Raw genomic sequence first — 15,900 nt, forward strand, 5'->3', positions numbered from 1 at the left:
GGCATGCTCGGGGCCGGCGAGGAGGCCTCGCTGACCCAGGGCACCAGCGCCTGGGCACGACTGGGCCAAGACACCACCTCCAGCAGGGCCGATGAGGTCCTCGCATGAAGACCGCGCCGCCGTTGCCAGTCGAACTCGAAGACCTGTTGCGTCGGCTGCGGCTGCCGCACATTCGTCGCCACGCACCCGAGGTCGTGGCGACCGCGAAAGCCCAACGCTGGGAACCCGCCGAGGTCCTCAAAGCGCTGTTCGCCGAGGAGGTCGCCGGCCGGGAACGCTCCGCACTGGCCACCCGCAGGGCGGCGGCCGGGTTCCCGACCGGGAAGACGTTCGAGGCGTGGGACCCCGCGGTGTCCTCGATCCCCGCGCCGACCCAGCAAGCGCTACGCACCCTGGAATGGGTCCACCGCCGCGAGAATCTCGTCGTCTGCGGCCCCTCGGGGACCGGGAAGACGTTCCTGCTCGAAGCGCTCGGCCACCAAGCCGTCGAACAGGGCATGAAGGTCGCGTGGTTCAGCCTCGAAGACCTCGGCGTGCTGCTCCGCCGGCACCGCGTCGACGACACCGTCACCAAGGCCATCGCCCGCGTCCTACGCGCCGACCTCGTCATCGTCGACGACATCGGGCTCCTACCGGTCGCCGTCGATGCAGCCGAAGGGCTCTACCGGCTCGTCGACGCCGCCTACGAGAAACGCTCGATCGCGATCTCCTCGAACCTGCACCCCGCCGGGTTCGACGAGCTCATGCCCAAGACGCTGGCCACCGCCACCGTCGACCGGTTGCTGCACCACGCCCACGTCTGCCAGACCAGCGGCGACTCCGTCCGGCTCACCCAAGCACTCTCCGGTCCGGGGGGTGAACCCGTTGGCCTGAGCACCCTGGTCGGTGGTGGCCACCAGTCCCTCCTGGGCAGATCCCATGGCCACCACCGGGCAGATCTCGTGACTGTCAGCGGGCAGGTCGCATGACCGCCACTGGGCAGTTCCTACTGGCCCTTGACAACGTGCCATAAGAGTGATCCTTCCAACGAATCAGCTCTCCGGACATGCCGGGATGCTTCTATGTCGTGTCAAGCCGCTGAGACCAGGACGTCGGGGGCTGGGTGGGCAGCCGCCAACGTTCGGAAGATCTGGCGCCCGACGTAGCGCATGAGGCAGCGGCGGATCTCCTTGGTGGTCTTGCCCTCGGCCAGCCGACGCTCGATGTAGGCGCGGGTCACGGGATCGGTGCGCATGCGCGTCAAGACGATGGTGTTCAAGGCCCTGTTCAACCGACGGTCTCCTCCGCGGTTGAGGCGATGTCGCACGGTGTTGCCGGACGAGGCCGGGATTGGGCACGTGCCTGCGATCTGGGCGAAGGCCGCTTCGCTGCGGATCCGTCCCGGGTGCGACCACACCGTCAGCACAACCGCAGCGGTGATCGCGCCGACCCCTGGCAAGTCGAGCAGCTCCGGGGCCTGTGCGTCGACGAGCGCTGTGATCGCGGCGCGGTTCGAGGCGAGCTCCTCATCGAGAACGACGACCCGTTTGGCAAGCCGGACCGCTTCGGCGCGAGCGGTCCCGGCGCCCAGCGACTCCTCGCGTCGGCGCCAGCCGGCAACGGTGGCGATCTGCTGTGACGTGAGAGCACGGCGAGCATCCAGCCCCAAGTCGTGAGCACGCAGCAGTGCAGTGAGCATGTTGATGCACCGCAGCCGATCTGCGTTGAGCTGGTCTCGAGCACCGCAGAGCACCTGCAGGGCGGCGTGCACCTCACCGGCGCGGCGATCACGCAACTCCGACAGTCCCACCACGAGCGTCGAACGGGCAGCCAGCACGGCATCGAGCGCGTCGGTCTTGCCACGGCCACGATCGCGGCGCGGCATGGGTGCCTCGACGACGCGGTAGCCGGCGTCGGCAAGGACGTCGCCGAGCACAGCGCCGTAGGAGCCGGTGCCTTCGGCCGAGATCAGCACACCGTCGAGATCACCATCGGTGCGCCGACCGATCCAGTCCCGAGCCCGCCGCAGGCCCGCGGGCGCGGTCGGGAAGGAAGCCTGATCGATCAACGCCCCGTTAGGTGCGGCGATGATGGCGTAGCTGTGGGTCGCGGCATGCGTGTCGACCCCGACGACGTAGCGGTAGAAGTCGGCCACGGTGGCGTGCAAACTGGACATGCGATGTTCTCCTCACTGATCGGGTTGGACGTCGTTGCCGGCGTCAGCCCGGGTGAGAAGTCACGACGAGGCGGGCCTGTAATGAGCCACACCGCAGAGAAGGCAATCCCGGTGGTGGGCATGCGGGGGTGTCAGATGGTCTGTGTAAGCGGTCGGTCCTGAGAAAGGACGATCATGACCGTTGTGACCACTGAGACTGATGAGGCGAACGTGACCGAGAAGCCGTCGAAGCTGGCAGCCAGGCGTGCCGCTCGGGCCGAGGGTCCAGCGCGTGCAGCAGCAGCGGAGCTGGCCGCCTCGGGCGCTCTGGACGGGCTGTTCGCCAAGATCGATGCCGGCGAGATCGACCTGACCGGCGACGGCGGGTTCATCCCCGAGCTGATCAAGACCACCCTCGAACGCGGGCTGCAGGTCGAGCTGGCCGACCATCTGGGCTACGAGAAGGGCGCCCCGGATGCCTCGGCGTTCTCCAACTCCCGCAACGGCACCACCCCGAAGACGGTCGCCACCCAGGTCGGCGACGTCGACCTGGCAATCCCGCGCGATCGCGAGTGCACCTTCGTGCCGCGGCTGGTGCCCAAGGGCAGCCGTCGCCTCGGGGGGCTGGACGAGATGATCATCAGCCTCTATGCCGGCGGGATGACGGTGCGCGACATCGGCTACCACCTCGAGGCCACGCTGGGCACCGAGCTGTCGCACGAGACAATCTCCAACATCACCGACGAGGTCGCCGAGGAGATCCTCACCTGGCAACAACGCCCCCTCGATGCGCTCTATCCGGTGATCTACCTCGACGCGATCGTCGTGAAGGTCCGCGACGGCGCGCACGTGATCAACAAGGCCGCCCACATCGCCGTCGGCGTCGACATCGACGGGATCAAGCACGTCCTGGGCATCTGGCTGCAGCAGACCGAGGGCGCGAAGTTCTGGGCCGGAGTCTGCGCCGACCTGGCCAATCGCGGGATCCGCGACGTGCTCATCGTGTGCTGCGACGGCCTCACCGGCCTCCCAGAGGCGATCGAGGCGACCTGGACCAACGCGACCGTGCAGACGTGTGTGGTGCACCTGATCCGCGCCGCGATGCGGTTCGTCGGCTACGGCGACCGCAAGGCCGTCGCGGCGGCGTTGAAGCCGGTCTACACCCGCAGCCAACGCCGAGGCCGCCAGGATCCAGCTGGACGCCTTCGCCGACTCAAACTGGGGCAAGAAGTATCCCCACGCGGTCGCGACGTGGGAGGCCGCCTGGGAGCGGTTCACACCGTTCCTGGGCTTCCCGCCCCAGCTGCGTCGGGTCATCTACACCACCAACTCGATCGAGAGCCTGAACTACCAGCTCAGGAAGGTCACCAAGAACCGCGGACACTTCCCCAACGACGACGCGGTCGTGAAGCTGCTGTGGTTGGCGATCTGCAAAATCGAGGACAAAAGGGCCCGCGACCGCGCCAAGGAGAAGGGCAAGCCCGCCGGCGAACGGAAAGCCGCCGGACGCCTCGTCCAGGGCCAGGTCGTGACGAACTGGAAGCAAGCGCTCGCGCAGCTCGCGATCGCCTATCCCGAGCGCATCAACCCCTACCTGTGACCATCACCCGAAAGTAAAGAACGCCGGTCGCTTACACAGAAAGCTTGACACGCTCGGGCATTGCTTCTGATCAAGCCATCGTTGTGGGCCAGGGTCGGCGCCGGCACCCAGTACCCGCTGGACAGATCCCGGGCATGACACCCCTGCGGGGTCAGGCGATTCAGGAGTCACAACGAGCACCGAGTGACCGGCGCTAACCCTGCCAGCCAGCCCCAGGCCAGCCACCACGAAGACTTACAGGCGGTTCACTTGTCTCACAAGGCGTTCCTGGCCGAAGTCCTCCTGGCCGAGTGCGACGAACGCGACGCCCGGCGCCAGATCCGCCGGGTCAAGGAAGCCAAGTTCCCCCGCACCAAGCGACTCACCGACTTCGACACCCGAGCGCTGCCCGACCTTCCCCCAGCGACCCTGGCGCACCTGGCATCGGGTGGCTGGATCGACAAGGGCGAACCGCTGGTGCTGCTCGGCGACTCCGGCACCGGCCAAGACCCACCTGCTCATCGCCCTGGGCACCGCCGCGGCCGAACAAGGACGCCGCGTCCGCTACGTGACCACCGCAGCGCTGGTCAACGAACTCATCGAGGCCGGCGACGACAAAGAGCTCTCCCGCGTCGTCGGTCGCTACGCCCGACTCGACCTGCTCTGCCTCGACGAACTTGGCTACGTCCACCTCGATCCCCGCGGCGCTGAGCTGCTGTTCCAGATCATCACTGCCCGCAAAGAACGAGCCTCGATCGCGTGTCCAACGCCCCATTCGCCGGGTGGCGCCACCTTCACCGACGCCCGCCTGGCCGCCGCCGTTGTCGACCGACTCACCTTCAACGCCCACATCATCCAGACCGGCAGCGCCTCCTACCGACTCAACGCCACCACCCGAGCCAGGAAGGAGCCCGCCACCACCTGAAGCGCCCCAGGTTCTCCGCCGCTCCTATGCGGGTTGCGGCTCTCGGTTGAGGGCCGCGTAGTGGGCTTGCTCGAACTCCACTGGGGTCATCATCCCAAGAGAGCCATGCAGGCGTCGGTTGTTGTACCAATCGACCCATCCAGCGGTGGCGTACTCGACGTCTCCGAGGCTCCGGTAGGGGCCGGCGTGGAAGACCGTTGTGCGGACGCACTCGGTCTTGTACAGCCCGATCACGCACTCCATCAGGGCGTTGTCGTAGGCATCGGCAACAGACCCGATCGAGGGCCGGATCCCTTCCTCGGCGAGGTGCTCAGTGAACGCGATCGATGTGTATTGCGACCCGGCGTCGGCGTGACCAATGAGCTCACCGGGCACCACAGGGTGGCCTTCGCGGTCGCGTTGCCACAGTGCCATCCGCAGCGGGACGTCGACCAGCTCGACGGCCTTGGTCGGTGCGACGTTCCAAGCAACGATCTTCTGAGCGAACACGTCGAGGATGAGCGCGACGTAGACGAACCCCGCCCAGGTGCGGACGTAGGTGAAGTCCATGACCCAGGTCCGGTTCGGTGCGGGGGCGGTGAAGTCCCGATCAAGGAGGTCGCCGGCCCGTTTGCCGTCCTTGGCAGGGATGGTGGTCCGGATGCCCTTGGAGCGTCGGATCCCTTGCAGGGACAGGGATCTCATCGCCCGGTCCACCGCGCCGGGCGACGCGTCGGGGCTGGTGCGCTGGACGAGCGCGGTCATCTTGCGACGCCCGTACAAACCCTCCGGGGTCATCCGCCGTACGCCCTCGTGGTTGACCGTCCAGGCCAGGTCACGGACCAGGTTGGTGACGCTGGCGTCGGTGACCGTGCGGGCGGCAACGGGTCGGTTGGTGCGTGCCCAGTCGCGGTAGGTCCGCGCGGCGATCTGGCAGCCCTGCTCACGCAGGACCCGACAGATCGACTCGACCGCGTGGCCTTCGGTGCGCATCTCGTCGATGAACGCGACGATCAGCGGTTGCGGGGGTCGAGTTCCCCCGCGAAGAAAATTGAGGCCCGTCGGAGGATCTCGTTGTCCTCCTCGAGCCGGCGGACCTTGGCCTTCAGCTCCTTGATCTCAGCCAGCTCCTCGCTGGTCGCGCCCTGGCGCTGCCCGCCGTCGATCTGAGCCTGGACGACCCACCGGCGGACGGTCTCCTTGCCCAGCCCCTCGCGTCGGGCAACGGACTCGGCGGCCGCGGTCAGCGACGGGTACTCCGGCAAGTGCTCCAGCACCTGCCGAACGCACCGCTCCTTGACCGCGGGATCAATCTTCTTCGGCATGGCTTGCATCCTTCCAACTCAAAAGGATGCGGCATCAAACCTGGGGCGCTTCAACCTGACCCCGAGGCCAACCCGGGAACCAACGCATCAACCCGGAGGGTGGGGCCAAATCAAAGCAGCACAGTGGGGCCAAATGGGCTTGTCATTCTCAGCCGACCTCGTCGAGACCCTCTACATAGGCCTGGTCGACAACTCTGTCGGCCCGCTCATCGACACGCTGCTGCGCAACGACGCCATCCTGCTCCAGAAGCACGGGGTAGGTCCTGACGGCTTGCGATCCAGCGTTCCCATAACGAGCGCGATGTTGAGGCCGTGGACCTTCATGCATGATCCAAATTATGAAAGACATCTCTCAAAATCCTTGACGATCGACCGCGTATGCCACAGACTTCACCGATGTGAGAGACGTCTCTCACCTTACAGAACGGGTGCAGGAGGCCAGGAATGTCCTTGCGGTCGGTGCGCGGTATCGACGGGCTCGTTCCGGCGGTGACCGGCACGCTTGGAACATTTCTCCTCCGAGCCCAGGATGCGGCTATCAATCGAGCGGGGCTGCACAGGCTGCCCGAACGGCCGGCTTGCTGGGAAGCCGCCGAGACCGGCGTTGCCATCTCGGCTGCCCGCGCTGACGCCTTGGTCGGCACCGGAGCGGATGCCCGCGTCCTTGTTGCGACGATGGTGGCAACAGTCGCGCATGCAGGGTTAGACATCTCGACCTCCGCGCCAATGCTGGCCAACCATCCAGCGACAAGTGTTGTGGACGCAGCCAGCGGCGCGGCCTGGCTGCGCGAGGTGAGCGGAAGCCTGCTGAGCACCGGCCGGAACTTGTACGACGAGGCACGACAACTCACAGCGACAGTGTTATCCCACCCCGCCACGACCGACCGGCTTCTTGCCGACGCCTGGCTCGGTGTCTGCGGGTTTTCCCTGCTCGAGACTCTCGCGTCGAGCGAGGATGTGAATTCCGCCGAGTCCCGCCTCATTCAACGCACCGTCGCCACATCTGCCGCCCACCGGCGCCGCGGCGCGTCGACCCGGATCGCACGGCTGGCCGGAGTCGACCGCCAGACCCTCGCCCAGTGGTTGCGCTTTGGGCCACCATCGCCCAACTGCCACGGGCACCACATCTCCGCGCCCATGTGCGGCGCACTCACGGGAATGACCGGACGCGCCTGGCGTGCGCTGCACGCCCACGGCAGAATCCCCGACGCGCAGGAGCAGTTGAGCGGCACACTCAATTGGGATGAAGGCGAAGTACTGCGCTGGATGGATGACCACTCAGGCGAGGACTGCCGTCGCCAGTGCAGCGACCACCGATCCAGATCGCTTCCGATCGCCATCGCGGCAACCCAAACCGACCGTTTCGACAACACGGGTATCCACGCAGTCGATGCGCGGATCCAGCTGGCCTTGGTGCATTGATGACAGAACACTCGCCAGGCCGTCGCGAGCAACGCAAGGCCGCGTTGCGCCAAGCCGTGCGCGACGCCGGTTGGCAGCTGGTCGTCGACCGCGGCTACGAGTCGGTCACCGTCGACGACATCGCCAGCGCCGCAGGCACGTCCACCGCCACCTTCTATCGCCACTTCAGCGGCAAGGAGGAAGTGCTGACCCGTCGCTGGCTGTCACCAGAACGCCTGGCCGAGCTGGCGCCCCACATCGACAAGACTCAAGGGCTCGCCGTTGCCGTTGCATCCCTCTTCAGGGCCTATGCCACGATGGCTGCGGGCTACCAAGTCGACGTGGTTACGCGCCTGAAGGTCATCAATCTCGACATGGGATTGGAGATTGCGATGGCCCGCGGAAGGCAGGAGGACATCGAAACCCTCGCGGAACTGTTCGGTGAAATCTCGGGCCAACCGCCCGGGTCGTTGGCGATGCGTCTGGCTGCGTCGCTGACAGCGAGCGCTCGGATAACCGCGATGTCGCGGTGGGCGGAACTCGACGGCCAGCTTCCTCTCGACACGCTCCTCGACGAGGTTGCAAAAACGCTCGCGGCCACGCTTGACAACTGCGAGACGGCCCGCCGCCGCTTTATGGACACCGTTGAGGCCCCTGTTGCGCCCGATATTGGAGAGCTTGTTGTGCAGGCCGGTTGTGGCGCCATGAGGCGCTGATGCAGAGGATGCACACTGGGCCGAAGCCTAATCCAAGGAGTTCCGCGACGACGTAGTCCGTGTCGCGCAGATCAGTGAGCCCGACCAGTTGCTGAAGAAGATCGCTGTCGACTTCGGAATCAGCGAGCCGTGCCCGACGAACTGGATAAGGGAGGCCCACGCCGAAGCGGCGTGAAGCCGGATGAATCACCTGCGAGCCTTCCAGACGCTATGCGGACTCCGGGGGCTCAGACTGCGATCGTGGCGCTGCTTCAGTCGCGCTGACTCAGCCTTCCCGCGGAACGCAAGTAGAGCCTCCGCCCGCCGTGCGTGCCATATTCGGGGTGCTCGCCTGCGGCGTAGCTGAACGTCCACCTAGAACCTTGCAGAAAGGAATCGCCATGAAAGCAGTAACGGCAGTCGGAACCAACACGGAGGATCCGCTGTCATGTCTTAGGGTCGACGATGACTATCGGGATCCCCAAGCCGCTGAGGGGTGGGAGGTCATCGACGTCAAGGCGGCGAGTATCAACCACCATGACCTTTTCAACCTGCGCGGGATGAGCGGTATCGGCGCTCGGTTTCCCACCGTGCTGGGATCCGATGGGTCGGGACTCGATGGCGAGGGCAGGCGCGTGCTGATCCATGCCGTGATCGCCGACCCGATGCATGGCATCGACGAGACCCTCGCCCCCGGGTCGTCATTGTTGTCCGACAGATTCGACGGCACTCTGGCCCAGCGGATCGCCGTGCCAGTCGCCAACCTCGTCGCGCTACCGGACGAAATATCCTTCGATGAGGCGGCCTGCCTGCCTACGGCCTTCCTGACGGCCTACCGCATGCTCTTCACTAAGGCGAAGGTCAGGCCGGGACAGCGAGTGTTGATCCAGGGTGCTGGCGGAGGCGTCCCAACCGCAGCCCTGTTGCTAGCAAGCGCAGCGGGTGCCGAGGTGGCGGTAACGAGCCGCGACGGGACCAAGCGGGAACAAGCCCTCGAACTCGGCGCAAGCGTCGCGCTGCCGACCGGGTCTCGTCTCCCGTGGCGTCCCGACGTCGTCATTGAGGTTGTCGGCGCCCCGACGTGGGAGCACAGCCTTACGTCGGTCGCGGCAGAAGGCGTCGTAGTGGTTGCCGGCGCGACCGGCGGGTCAGCCGTCCCGACGGACTTGAGGGAGATCTATCGCCGGCAGCTGACGGTGTTGGGATCGACCTTGGGGAGCCGCCGCGAGTTGGGGGACCTGCTCCGTTTCCTTGTGCGAACCGGTGTGCGCCCAAGGGTCGACTCCGTCTACCCGCTCGACGAGGCGCCAACAGCGTTTCGCCGCATGGCGGTCGGAGCCCAGTTCGGCAAGATCGTCATCCATCCTTGAATGGCGCGGCGCGAAGATGGCGAAGGGCCGGAGCGCGGCTTCCTCCCCTGACCTGACTCGTGCCACTTGAGCGGAGATCGCTGATGTCGTCGGTGTTTGTGCAGGTCAGGGGCTTGCGGACGCCGTGATTGACACACCCCGGGGCTCGATAGCCTCCGCTGGTGGTGCTCGTGCGGAAGGCGCAAGGGCGCTCGGGCAGCACGAAGGTCCAGCTCGCTGAACGCCGCGACGGGCGCGACGTGGTCCTCGAGCACGTCGGCACGGCTCGCACCGACGCCGAGCTGGCGGCGCTCCTGGCGCAAGCACGCAGGCGTCTGTACGACGGTCAGGAGGCTCTCGACCTCGACGGTGTCGGGCTCGAAGATGAGGGCGTGCCGCAACGCCCTGGCCTGATCACCAGCAAGCGCTCCGCGCTGCTGTGGCAGGTCCTGACCGAGGCATACTCCAGGCTCGGTTTCGACGTCATCGATGACGATGCGTTCGCCCAGCTCGTGCTGGCGCGGATCGTCGAGCCGACCTCGAAGGCCGACTCGGTGCGCGTGCTGAACGAGATCGGCGTCGCGCCAGCGTCGCTGCGCACGATGTTCCGTGCGCTGCAACGCGCCCAGCAACGCGACTACCGAGGCCAGATCGCAGGCGCCTGCTTCACCCACGCCCTGGCCGCCGGGGACGTGTCGCTGGTGCTCTACGACGTCACCACCCTCTACTTCGAAGCCGAGAACGAAGACGAGCTCCGCAAGGTCGGCTACTCCAAGGAACGCCGCGTCGACCCCCAGATCGTCGTCGGCCTGTTGGTGGATCGACGCGGGTTCCCCCTCGAGATCGGCTGCTTCGAGGGCAACAAAGCCGAGACCACCACGATCATCCCGATCGTCAAGCAGTTCGCGCAGCGCCACGGCATCGCAGACATGGTCGTGGTCGCCGACGCCGGGATGTTGTCCGCGGGCAACCTGCGCGAGCTCGACGACGCCGGGCTGCGGTTCATCGTCGGCTCCCGAGTGACCAAAGCCCCCAAGGACCTGGAGTCCCACTTCCGCTGGCACGGGAACGCGTTCACCGACGCCCAGGTCATCGACACCATCACCCCGCGCGATCAGCGCGGCACCGCGGCGAAGTCCAGCGACCCGCATCGACGCGCCGAACCCCGTCTGGGATCCGAAGGTGCATGCCAAGTCGTGGCGAGCGGTGTGGGCGTACTCGGCCAAGCGAGCCGCCCGGGACAACAAGACGCTGACGTTGCAGAGAACAAGGCCCGTGCCGTCGTCGCCGGCGAGAAGACCGCCCGGACGCCGCGGTTCGTCAAGACCCGCAACGGCGCCACCGAACTCGACGAGACCTCACTGGCCAGAGCACGTGACCTCGTCGGGCTCAAGGGTTACGTCACCAACATCGAGGCCACCCTCATGCCAGCGAGCGAGGTGATCGCGAGCTACCACGACCTCTGGCACGTCGAGCAGTCCTTCCGGATGTCCAAGACCGACCTCGCAGCACGACCGATGTTCCACCACACCCGCGACGCGATCGAGGCCCACCTCACCATCGTGTTCGCAGCCCTCGCGATCGCACGCGACCTGCAGAACCTCACCGGACTGAGCATCAAGAAGATCGTCCAGACCCTGCGACCGATCCAGCAGATCCGCGTGCAGATCGCCGGCCACGAACACATCGCCGCCGACCCGATCACCCCCGTCGCCGAGACGATCCTCACCGCACTCGGCATCGATCCTCAGTGACACACCCCGGTGGCACGAGTCAGGCGCCCAAGGGTCGACTCCGTCTACCCGCTCGACGAGGCGCCAACAGCGTTTCGCCGCATGGCGTCGGAGCCCAGTTCGGCAAGATCGTCATCCATCCTTGAATGGCGCGGCGCGAAGATGGCGAAGCCCTGTGCGTCAGGCTGAGGTGAGACACCGCTACTGAGTTCCTTCCCTGCACGGGGCGAGAAGCGAGACACCTGATGACCATGACGTTGACCGACGCCGGCTCGTTCGATGATGGGGTGGTGACCCCACGAGCTGAGCGTCCCAAGCGCCGCACGTTCACTGCCGAGTACAAGGCCGCGATCTTGGCCGAGTACGACGCCGCCGACCGCGGTGACCGTGGGGCGATCTTGCGCCGCGAGGGCCTGTACTCCTCCCACATCGTGGAGTGGCGTAAGGCCGCTGCGGCTGGCGCGACCACGGCGCTGGGTCCGAAGACCAGAGATCGCCGTGATCGGGAGCTCGAGCAGCTGCGAGCGCGCGCGGAGAAGGCCGAGGCTGAGCTCGCCCGGACGAAGGCTGCGTTGGACATCGTGGGAAAAGCGCACGCGCTCTTGGAGACGCTCTCCGAGAGCACGGGCACGCCGAAGCCGCCGCAACGGTGATCAACGCGGTCGTCGACGACCTCGCCGAGCACACCTCGACCAAGAAGGCGTGCGACCTGCTCGGGCGAGCCCGGGGCAGCCACTACCGGGCCAAACAGCCGGTCGTGCACGGACCGGCTCCGAAGCCGACGCGACCGGCGCCGCCGAACGCGCTCACGCTGGCCGAACGAGCCGAGGTGTTGGCGGTGTTGACTAGCGAGAGGTTCGTCGACAAGTCGGTGGCGCAGACCTGGGCCACGCTGCTCGATGAGGGCACCTATCTGTGCTCAATGTCCACGATGCACCGGATCCTGCGCGCCCATGGCGCGGCCGGTGAGCGGCGCCGTCAGGCCACCCATCCGGCGCGCAAGAAGCCCGAACTGCTGGCCACCGGCCCCGGTCAGGTCTGGTCGTGGGACATCACCAAGCTGCGCGGTCCCGGCCGCGGGATCTGGTTCCAGCTCTACGTGGTGCTCGACATCTACTCCCGCTACGTCGTGGCCTGGACCGTCCAGAACGGCGAGGACTCCGAGATCGCCAAGACCATGCTCGAACACGCCATGGGCGTCCAAGGGATCCCCGAAGCTATCCACGCCGACCGGGGCACCTCGATGACCTCCAAGCCCGTGGCTCAGTTGCTGCTCGACCTGGGCGTCGACCGCAGCCACTCCCGACCACGAGTCAGCAACGACAACCCGTTCAGCGAAGCCGCGTTCAAAACGCTGAAGTACGCACCCGTCTTCCCCGAAGCCTTCGGATCCTTGGCGGACGCGAGAGCGTTCTGCGAGGCGTTCTTCGGCTACTACAACCACGAACACCGCCATTCCGGCATCGGCCTGCACACCCCCGCGTCGGTGCACCACGGCACCGCCACCGAGATCCGCGCCCAACGCCAGGCCACCCTCGATGCCGCGCACGCGACTCATCCCGAACGGTTCGGCAACCGTCGACCCCAGGCACCGAGACTGCCAACGGCTGCTTGGATCAACCAGCCATCACCGGAGGCCCTCATACAGACCGCGTGACGAAACGTGTCTCAGACTGCTTGACATCTTCCGAAGGGCCGGAGCGCGGCTTCCTCCCCTGAGTGCGAGATCAGTGACGTGCAGCTCAACAGGCCGCCCAGGAGACCGCAATAGTCAGCGCCGTCGCCGTGCCAGCCTAAGTGCAGCATTCGCCCCCCAGCCTGCGTCCGCCGGGTTGATCGTGGTCCCCGGCGACACGATGTCGTCGACGGCGTCCAGCACATCAGGCGTGAGCATCGTGTCAGCGGCCGGAAGCAGGCTGGTGAGTTGCTCCATTGATCTGGGACCGAGCAGCACCGAGGAGACAGCTGGATGGTTCTTCGCGAATGCCACTGCGAGATGCGGCAGAGGAATTCCCGAGTCGGCGGCGAGGGAGTGGAATTGGTCCAGTGCCGCCAGCTTCTGCTGATTGCTGGCCTCCGCGGGGTCGAATCGGCTCGCGTTCCGCCGCCGCCGATGGATCTGCGCCGCGTCCGTGCCGCCTTCAGGTACAAAGTGCCCAGAGAGCCATCCACCGGCAAGTGGGCTCCAGGTAATCGCACCCATCTTCTGCTCCGCACACACCGGTAGGAGGTCGGCCTCAATACCTCTCGCGAGCAGAGAGTAGGGCGGCTGCTCAGAGACGAGGCGTCCGGTCTGGCGCTCCCGGGCCGCCCATTGCGCCTCGATGATCTCGTGCGGACGGAACGTCGAGCACCCGAACATCCGAATCTTCCCAGCTCGGACGAGATCAGTGAGCGCCTCTAGGGTCTCGGCGATGTCGGTCCCGGGGTCAGGTCGGTGTACTTGGTAGAGGTCGATCCAGTCGGTCCCGAGACGGCGCAGGCTGTCCTCAACGGCGCGGGTGATCCAACGCCGAGAGTTGCCTTGCATGTTCACGTCGGGACCCATCGAGTGGTGAAACTTCGTGGCGAGAACGACGCCGTCACGCCGCCCCTCGATGGCGCGGCCAATGAACTGCTCGGACTCGCCATGGCTGTAAACATCGGCTGTGTCGATCAGGTTGATTCCCGCGTCGATTGCGGCGCGAATGATGGCGGCGCAGTCGCCAGCGTTTGAGTTGGCCCACCTGCCGAAGCCCATCCCACCGAGCCCCAGTGCGCTTACGCGCACGCCACTGGCACCGAGAACTCGATACTCCATGTAACATCTCTTTCGCTATCTGTACCATCTGTCTTTAACGTATCACTTAGCGCGTTTGGGATTGGAGAAGCATGTACGACTTGCTCATCGCGGCGGACATGATGGTCGAGGACCCTGATCGCCATGCCGACCTGTTGGTCAACAAGCTCGGTGTTCACTCACACCCACGGTGGCGCCAGGCTCCGGAGACCATGAACTCCAGCGACAACCGGACGCACAACTACATTGCGCATTTCCTGCGCGTGAATAAGTCGCTCGCCGAGGCGCCGACCAGGCTGGAGCCGCAACATCATTGGGAGGTCCCCGCGGCAGTCGACCCGCTCTTTGGCGAACACCTCCGCAGCCTCGCGGAGTTCCAAGGCGTCCACCGGCCGATGAAGACGCACTCGCTGACAATCGCACACAACGCCATGGAAGTACTGCTCGAGCGCTTGGCTTCCCGAGGATTGCCGTTCCGCGTTGCACCGGTCGACGACGTCCTCCCTTTCGAACGCGTGTGGGTCGGCTTGACACCGACTGAACCGCGCTACCGTCCCGTCGTCGACGGCGGTCTGATGTTCGAGTTCCACGCGGCCGACCCCCTTCAGTTGCCCGCATCGATCTGGGATTCACCAGCGCCTGCGCCGGCCGCACCTGAAGAAGGAGCGATGATCCGGATTCAGGCTCGAACGTTCCTCGTGCACGACCTCGATACGGTCCTGCGCCAACTCTCTGAGAACCTCGACTGGGAGCCCATGGGGCCGACAGAGATCTTCGAGAAGGAAGGCTTCCGGCGCGCCCAACTCGGCTTCCGGGTCGAGCACAGCGCGACTATCGATCTGATCCAACCGCTGCGTTGGAACTGTGCGGTCGGAAAGTACATCCACACTTGGGGTCCTGGACCCTACGCTACCCGCATCCTGGTTAACGGCCTCGACGCCACCTCCGCGAATCTCTCGGAACGGGGCACCCGCCACGAGATCGTCGATGACGAGTCGGCGCACGGGGGTAGCAAGATCGTCGTCGATCCCAATGAGCTCGACGGGACCCTGATCGAGTTCGTTGACTGGACTTGCTGACAAGTCGCCACCTGCCCTTGCACTCTCTCATCAGGCCCTCCGCGGCTCTAATCCATCCGCGAACCAATTTCGGAGCGTCTTTAACATGGACCACGACCTCGCGGCGCTGCTGCTGCGCTTCACTGTGGGTACCGTCTTCGTCGCCCACGGCTGGAACCACGGGTTCGGGCCGGGCGGGCTCGACGGCACCACGGGCTGGTTCAGGTCCATCGGACTGCAGCCACCACGCCTGCAGGCAGCCTTGTCCAGTTACGCGGAGATCGCAGTAGGGTTCGCGTTCATCGCGGGTGCATTCACGTCGGTCGCTGCAGCCGTGGCCGTCGGCATCATGGCCACGGCGTTTTTCACCGTCCACCGCACGAACGGCTTCTTCATCTTCCGCGACGGGTATGAGTACGTGCTCCTAGTCGCTGCCGCGGCAGTCGCGCTCGCGACGCTCGGCCCGGGACGATGGTCGGTGGACAACGCGCTCGCTTTGGACCTGAGCGGGGGCTGGTGGGCCCTGAGCGCGGCGCTAAGCGGGATCGCGGCGAGCATTTCGATGCTCGCCGTCTGTTGGCGGCCGCCACCAGCTTCGGAGGGCGAAGCGGTATGACTGCACCGCCTGCCTCACCAACTCTAGGATCAGAACTGACCAAGTGGGCTCTGGCGCTTTATAATCGAACTGGCTGATACCCGTGCCAACGCGGCCTCCCTGTCAGGGGTTGAAACATCCGAACTGCCCGAACTGCATGGAGTCGGGGAGATCACCGTGGCGATGGTGATGACCGTATGGCCCTATCCTGGACCGGAGAGCTTCCGCGCAGATCGCAGGGACCGCCGATTCCCTCGCCCTCGGACAACACGATCCGCCACCGTCTCAACTGCGGCCGTGACCGCCAGCTAAACCGGCTCTTCGTACCTGCGGTGGGTGTGAGCGACT

Annotated in this window: 13 protein-coding genes, 2 pseudogenes and 1 other annotated feature; of the genes and pseudogenes, 12 read left to right on the forward strand and 3 right to left on the reverse strand. The window is 65.9% G+C overall.

The annotated features are described in order from the left end of the window. Nucleotides 1-104: 104 nt before the first annotated feature. Nucleotides 105-968, forward strand: a complete 864-nt coding sequence (istB, locus tag J2S59_RS02995) for an IS21-like element helper ATPase IstB (protein WP_281366788.1) — start codon at nt 105-107, stop codon at nt 966-968. 101 nt (nt 969-1,069) lie between these two features. On the opposite strand, the gene J2S59_RS03000 is transcribed toward istB, so the two are convergent. Continuing rightward, the gene (locus J2S59_RS03000; protein ID WP_068123448.1) at nt 1,070-2,155 is read right to left on the reverse strand and encodes an IS110 family RNA-guided transposase; all 1,086 of its coding nucleotides are present in this window, start codon (nt 2,153-2,155) and stop codon (nt 1,070-1,072) included. 174 nt (nt 2,156-2,329) lie between these two features. Here J2S59_RS03000 and J2S59_RS03005 point away from each other — a divergent pair. The 3 genes and pseudogenes from J2S59_RS03005 (at nt 2,330) to J2S59_RS03010 (ending at nt 4,638) form a co-directional block, all read left to right on the forward strand. Then, nucleotides 2,330-3,734, forward strand: a pseudogene (locus J2S59_RS03005) (IS256 family transposase). A gap of 183 nt (nt 3,735-3,917) precedes the next feature. Further along, nucleotides 3,918-4,151 (forward strand): annotated as a pseudogene (locus J2S59_RS20300) (ATP-binding protein); the annotation flags it as partial. Nucleotides 4,152-4,161: 10 nt separating this feature from the next. Beyond that, nucleotides 4,162-4,638, forward strand: a complete 477-nt coding sequence (locus tag J2S59_RS03010) for an ATP-binding protein (protein ID WP_281366789.1) — start codon at nt 4,162-4,164, stop codon at nt 4,636-4,638. A gap of 24 nt (nt 4,639-4,662) precedes the next feature. On the opposite strand, the gene J2S59_RS03015 is transcribed toward J2S59_RS03010, so the two are convergent. Continuing rightward, nucleotides 4,663-5,942 (reverse strand): IS3 family transposase gene (locus J2S59_RS03015; RefSeq protein WP_306824791.1). Its coding sequence is split into 2 segments (ribosomal slippage): nt 4,663-5,669 and nt 5,669-5,942, totalling 1,281 coding nucleotides; the frame shifts between segments, so codons are not numbered across the junction. Then, nucleotides 5,539-5,673 (reverse strand) — a sequence feature (AL1L pseudoknot). Its footprint overlaps the gene before it by 135 nt. Nucleotides 5,943-6,386: 444 nt before the next feature. On the opposite strand from J2S59_RS03015, the gene J2S59_RS03020 reads away from it, so the two are divergent. The 6 genes from J2S59_RS03020 (at nt 6,387) to J2S59_RS03045 (ending at nt 12,777) form a co-directional block, all read left to right on the forward strand. Continuing rightward, complete coding sequence (locus J2S59_RS03020) at nt 6,387-7,364, forward strand: hypothetical protein (protein WP_306824792.1); 978 nt, start codon at nt 6,387-6,389, stop codon at nt 7,362-7,364. Next, nucleotides 7,364-8,059 carry a TetR/AcrR family transcriptional regulator gene (locus J2S59_RS03025; RefSeq protein ID WP_068125241.1) on the forward strand — a complete coding sequence of 232 codons (696 nt, stop codon included), beginning with the start codon at nt 7,364-7,366 and terminating at the stop codon, nt 8,057-8,059. Before J2S59_RS03020 ends, J2S59_RS03025 begins: the two co-directional genes overlap by 1 nt. Nucleotides 8,060-8,439: 380 nt before the next feature. Next, nucleotides 8,440-9,408, forward strand: coding sequence for a zinc-binding dehydrogenase (locus tag J2S59_RS03030; protein ID WP_306824793.1), 969 nt, complete (start codon nt 8,440-8,442; stop codon nt 9,406-9,408). A 161-nt stretch (nt 9,409-9,569) separates the two neighbouring features. Beyond that, nucleotides 9,570-11,141: an IS1634 family transposase gene (locus tag J2S59_RS03035; RefSeq protein ID WP_306824794.1), complete on the forward strand. Its 1,572-nt coding sequence runs from the start codon at nt 9,570-9,572 to the stop codon at nt 11,139-11,141. A 224-nt stretch (nt 11,142-11,365) separates the two neighbouring features. Continuing rightward, nucleotides 11,366-11,773, forward strand: coding sequence for a transposase (locus J2S59_RS03040; protein WP_181642433.1), 408 nt, complete (start codon nt 11,366-11,368; stop codon nt 11,771-11,773). Beyond that, the gene (locus J2S59_RS03045) at nt 11,770-12,777 is read left to right on the forward strand and encodes an IS3 family transposase (protein WP_068123381.1); all 1,008 of its coding nucleotides are present in this window, start codon (nt 11,770-11,772) and stop codon (nt 12,775-12,777) included. The genes J2S59_RS03040 and J2S59_RS03045 overlap by 4 nt, the downstream gene beginning before the upstream one ends. A gap of 114 nt (nt 12,778-12,891) precedes the next feature. Here the strand turns inward: J2S59_RS03045 and J2S59_RS03050 are convergent, their stop codons facing one another. Continuing rightward, on the reverse strand, nt 12,892-13,920 hold the full coding sequence (locus tag J2S59_RS03050; protein ID WP_068123377.1) for an aldo/keto reductase: 1,029 nt from the start codon (nt 13,918-13,920) through the stop codon (nt 12,892-12,894). A gap of 71 nt (nt 13,921-13,991) precedes the next feature. Here J2S59_RS03050 and J2S59_RS03055 point away from each other — a divergent pair, with 71 nt between their 5' ends. Together J2S59_RS03055 and J2S59_RS03060 are read left to right on the forward strand one after the other, a co-directional pair. Further along, nucleotides 13,992-14,978 (forward strand): VOC family protein, encoded by a 987-nt coding sequence (locus J2S59_RS03055; protein WP_068123373.1) that lies wholly within the window; start codon nt 13,992-13,994, stop codon nt 14,976-14,978. 85 nt (nt 14,979-15,063) lie between these two features. Further along, nucleotides 15,064-15,573, forward strand: coding sequence for a DoxX family protein (locus J2S59_RS03060; protein ID WP_068123370.1), 510 nt, complete (start codon nt 15,064-15,066; stop codon nt 15,571-15,573). Nucleotides 15,574-15,900: the final 327 nt, after the last annotated feature.

It is taken from the genome of Nocardioides massiliensis (genome assembly GCF_030811215.1).
Lineage (GTDB): Bacteria > Actinomycetota > Actinomycetes > Propionibacteriales > Nocardioidaceae > Nocardioides_A > Nocardioides_A massiliensis.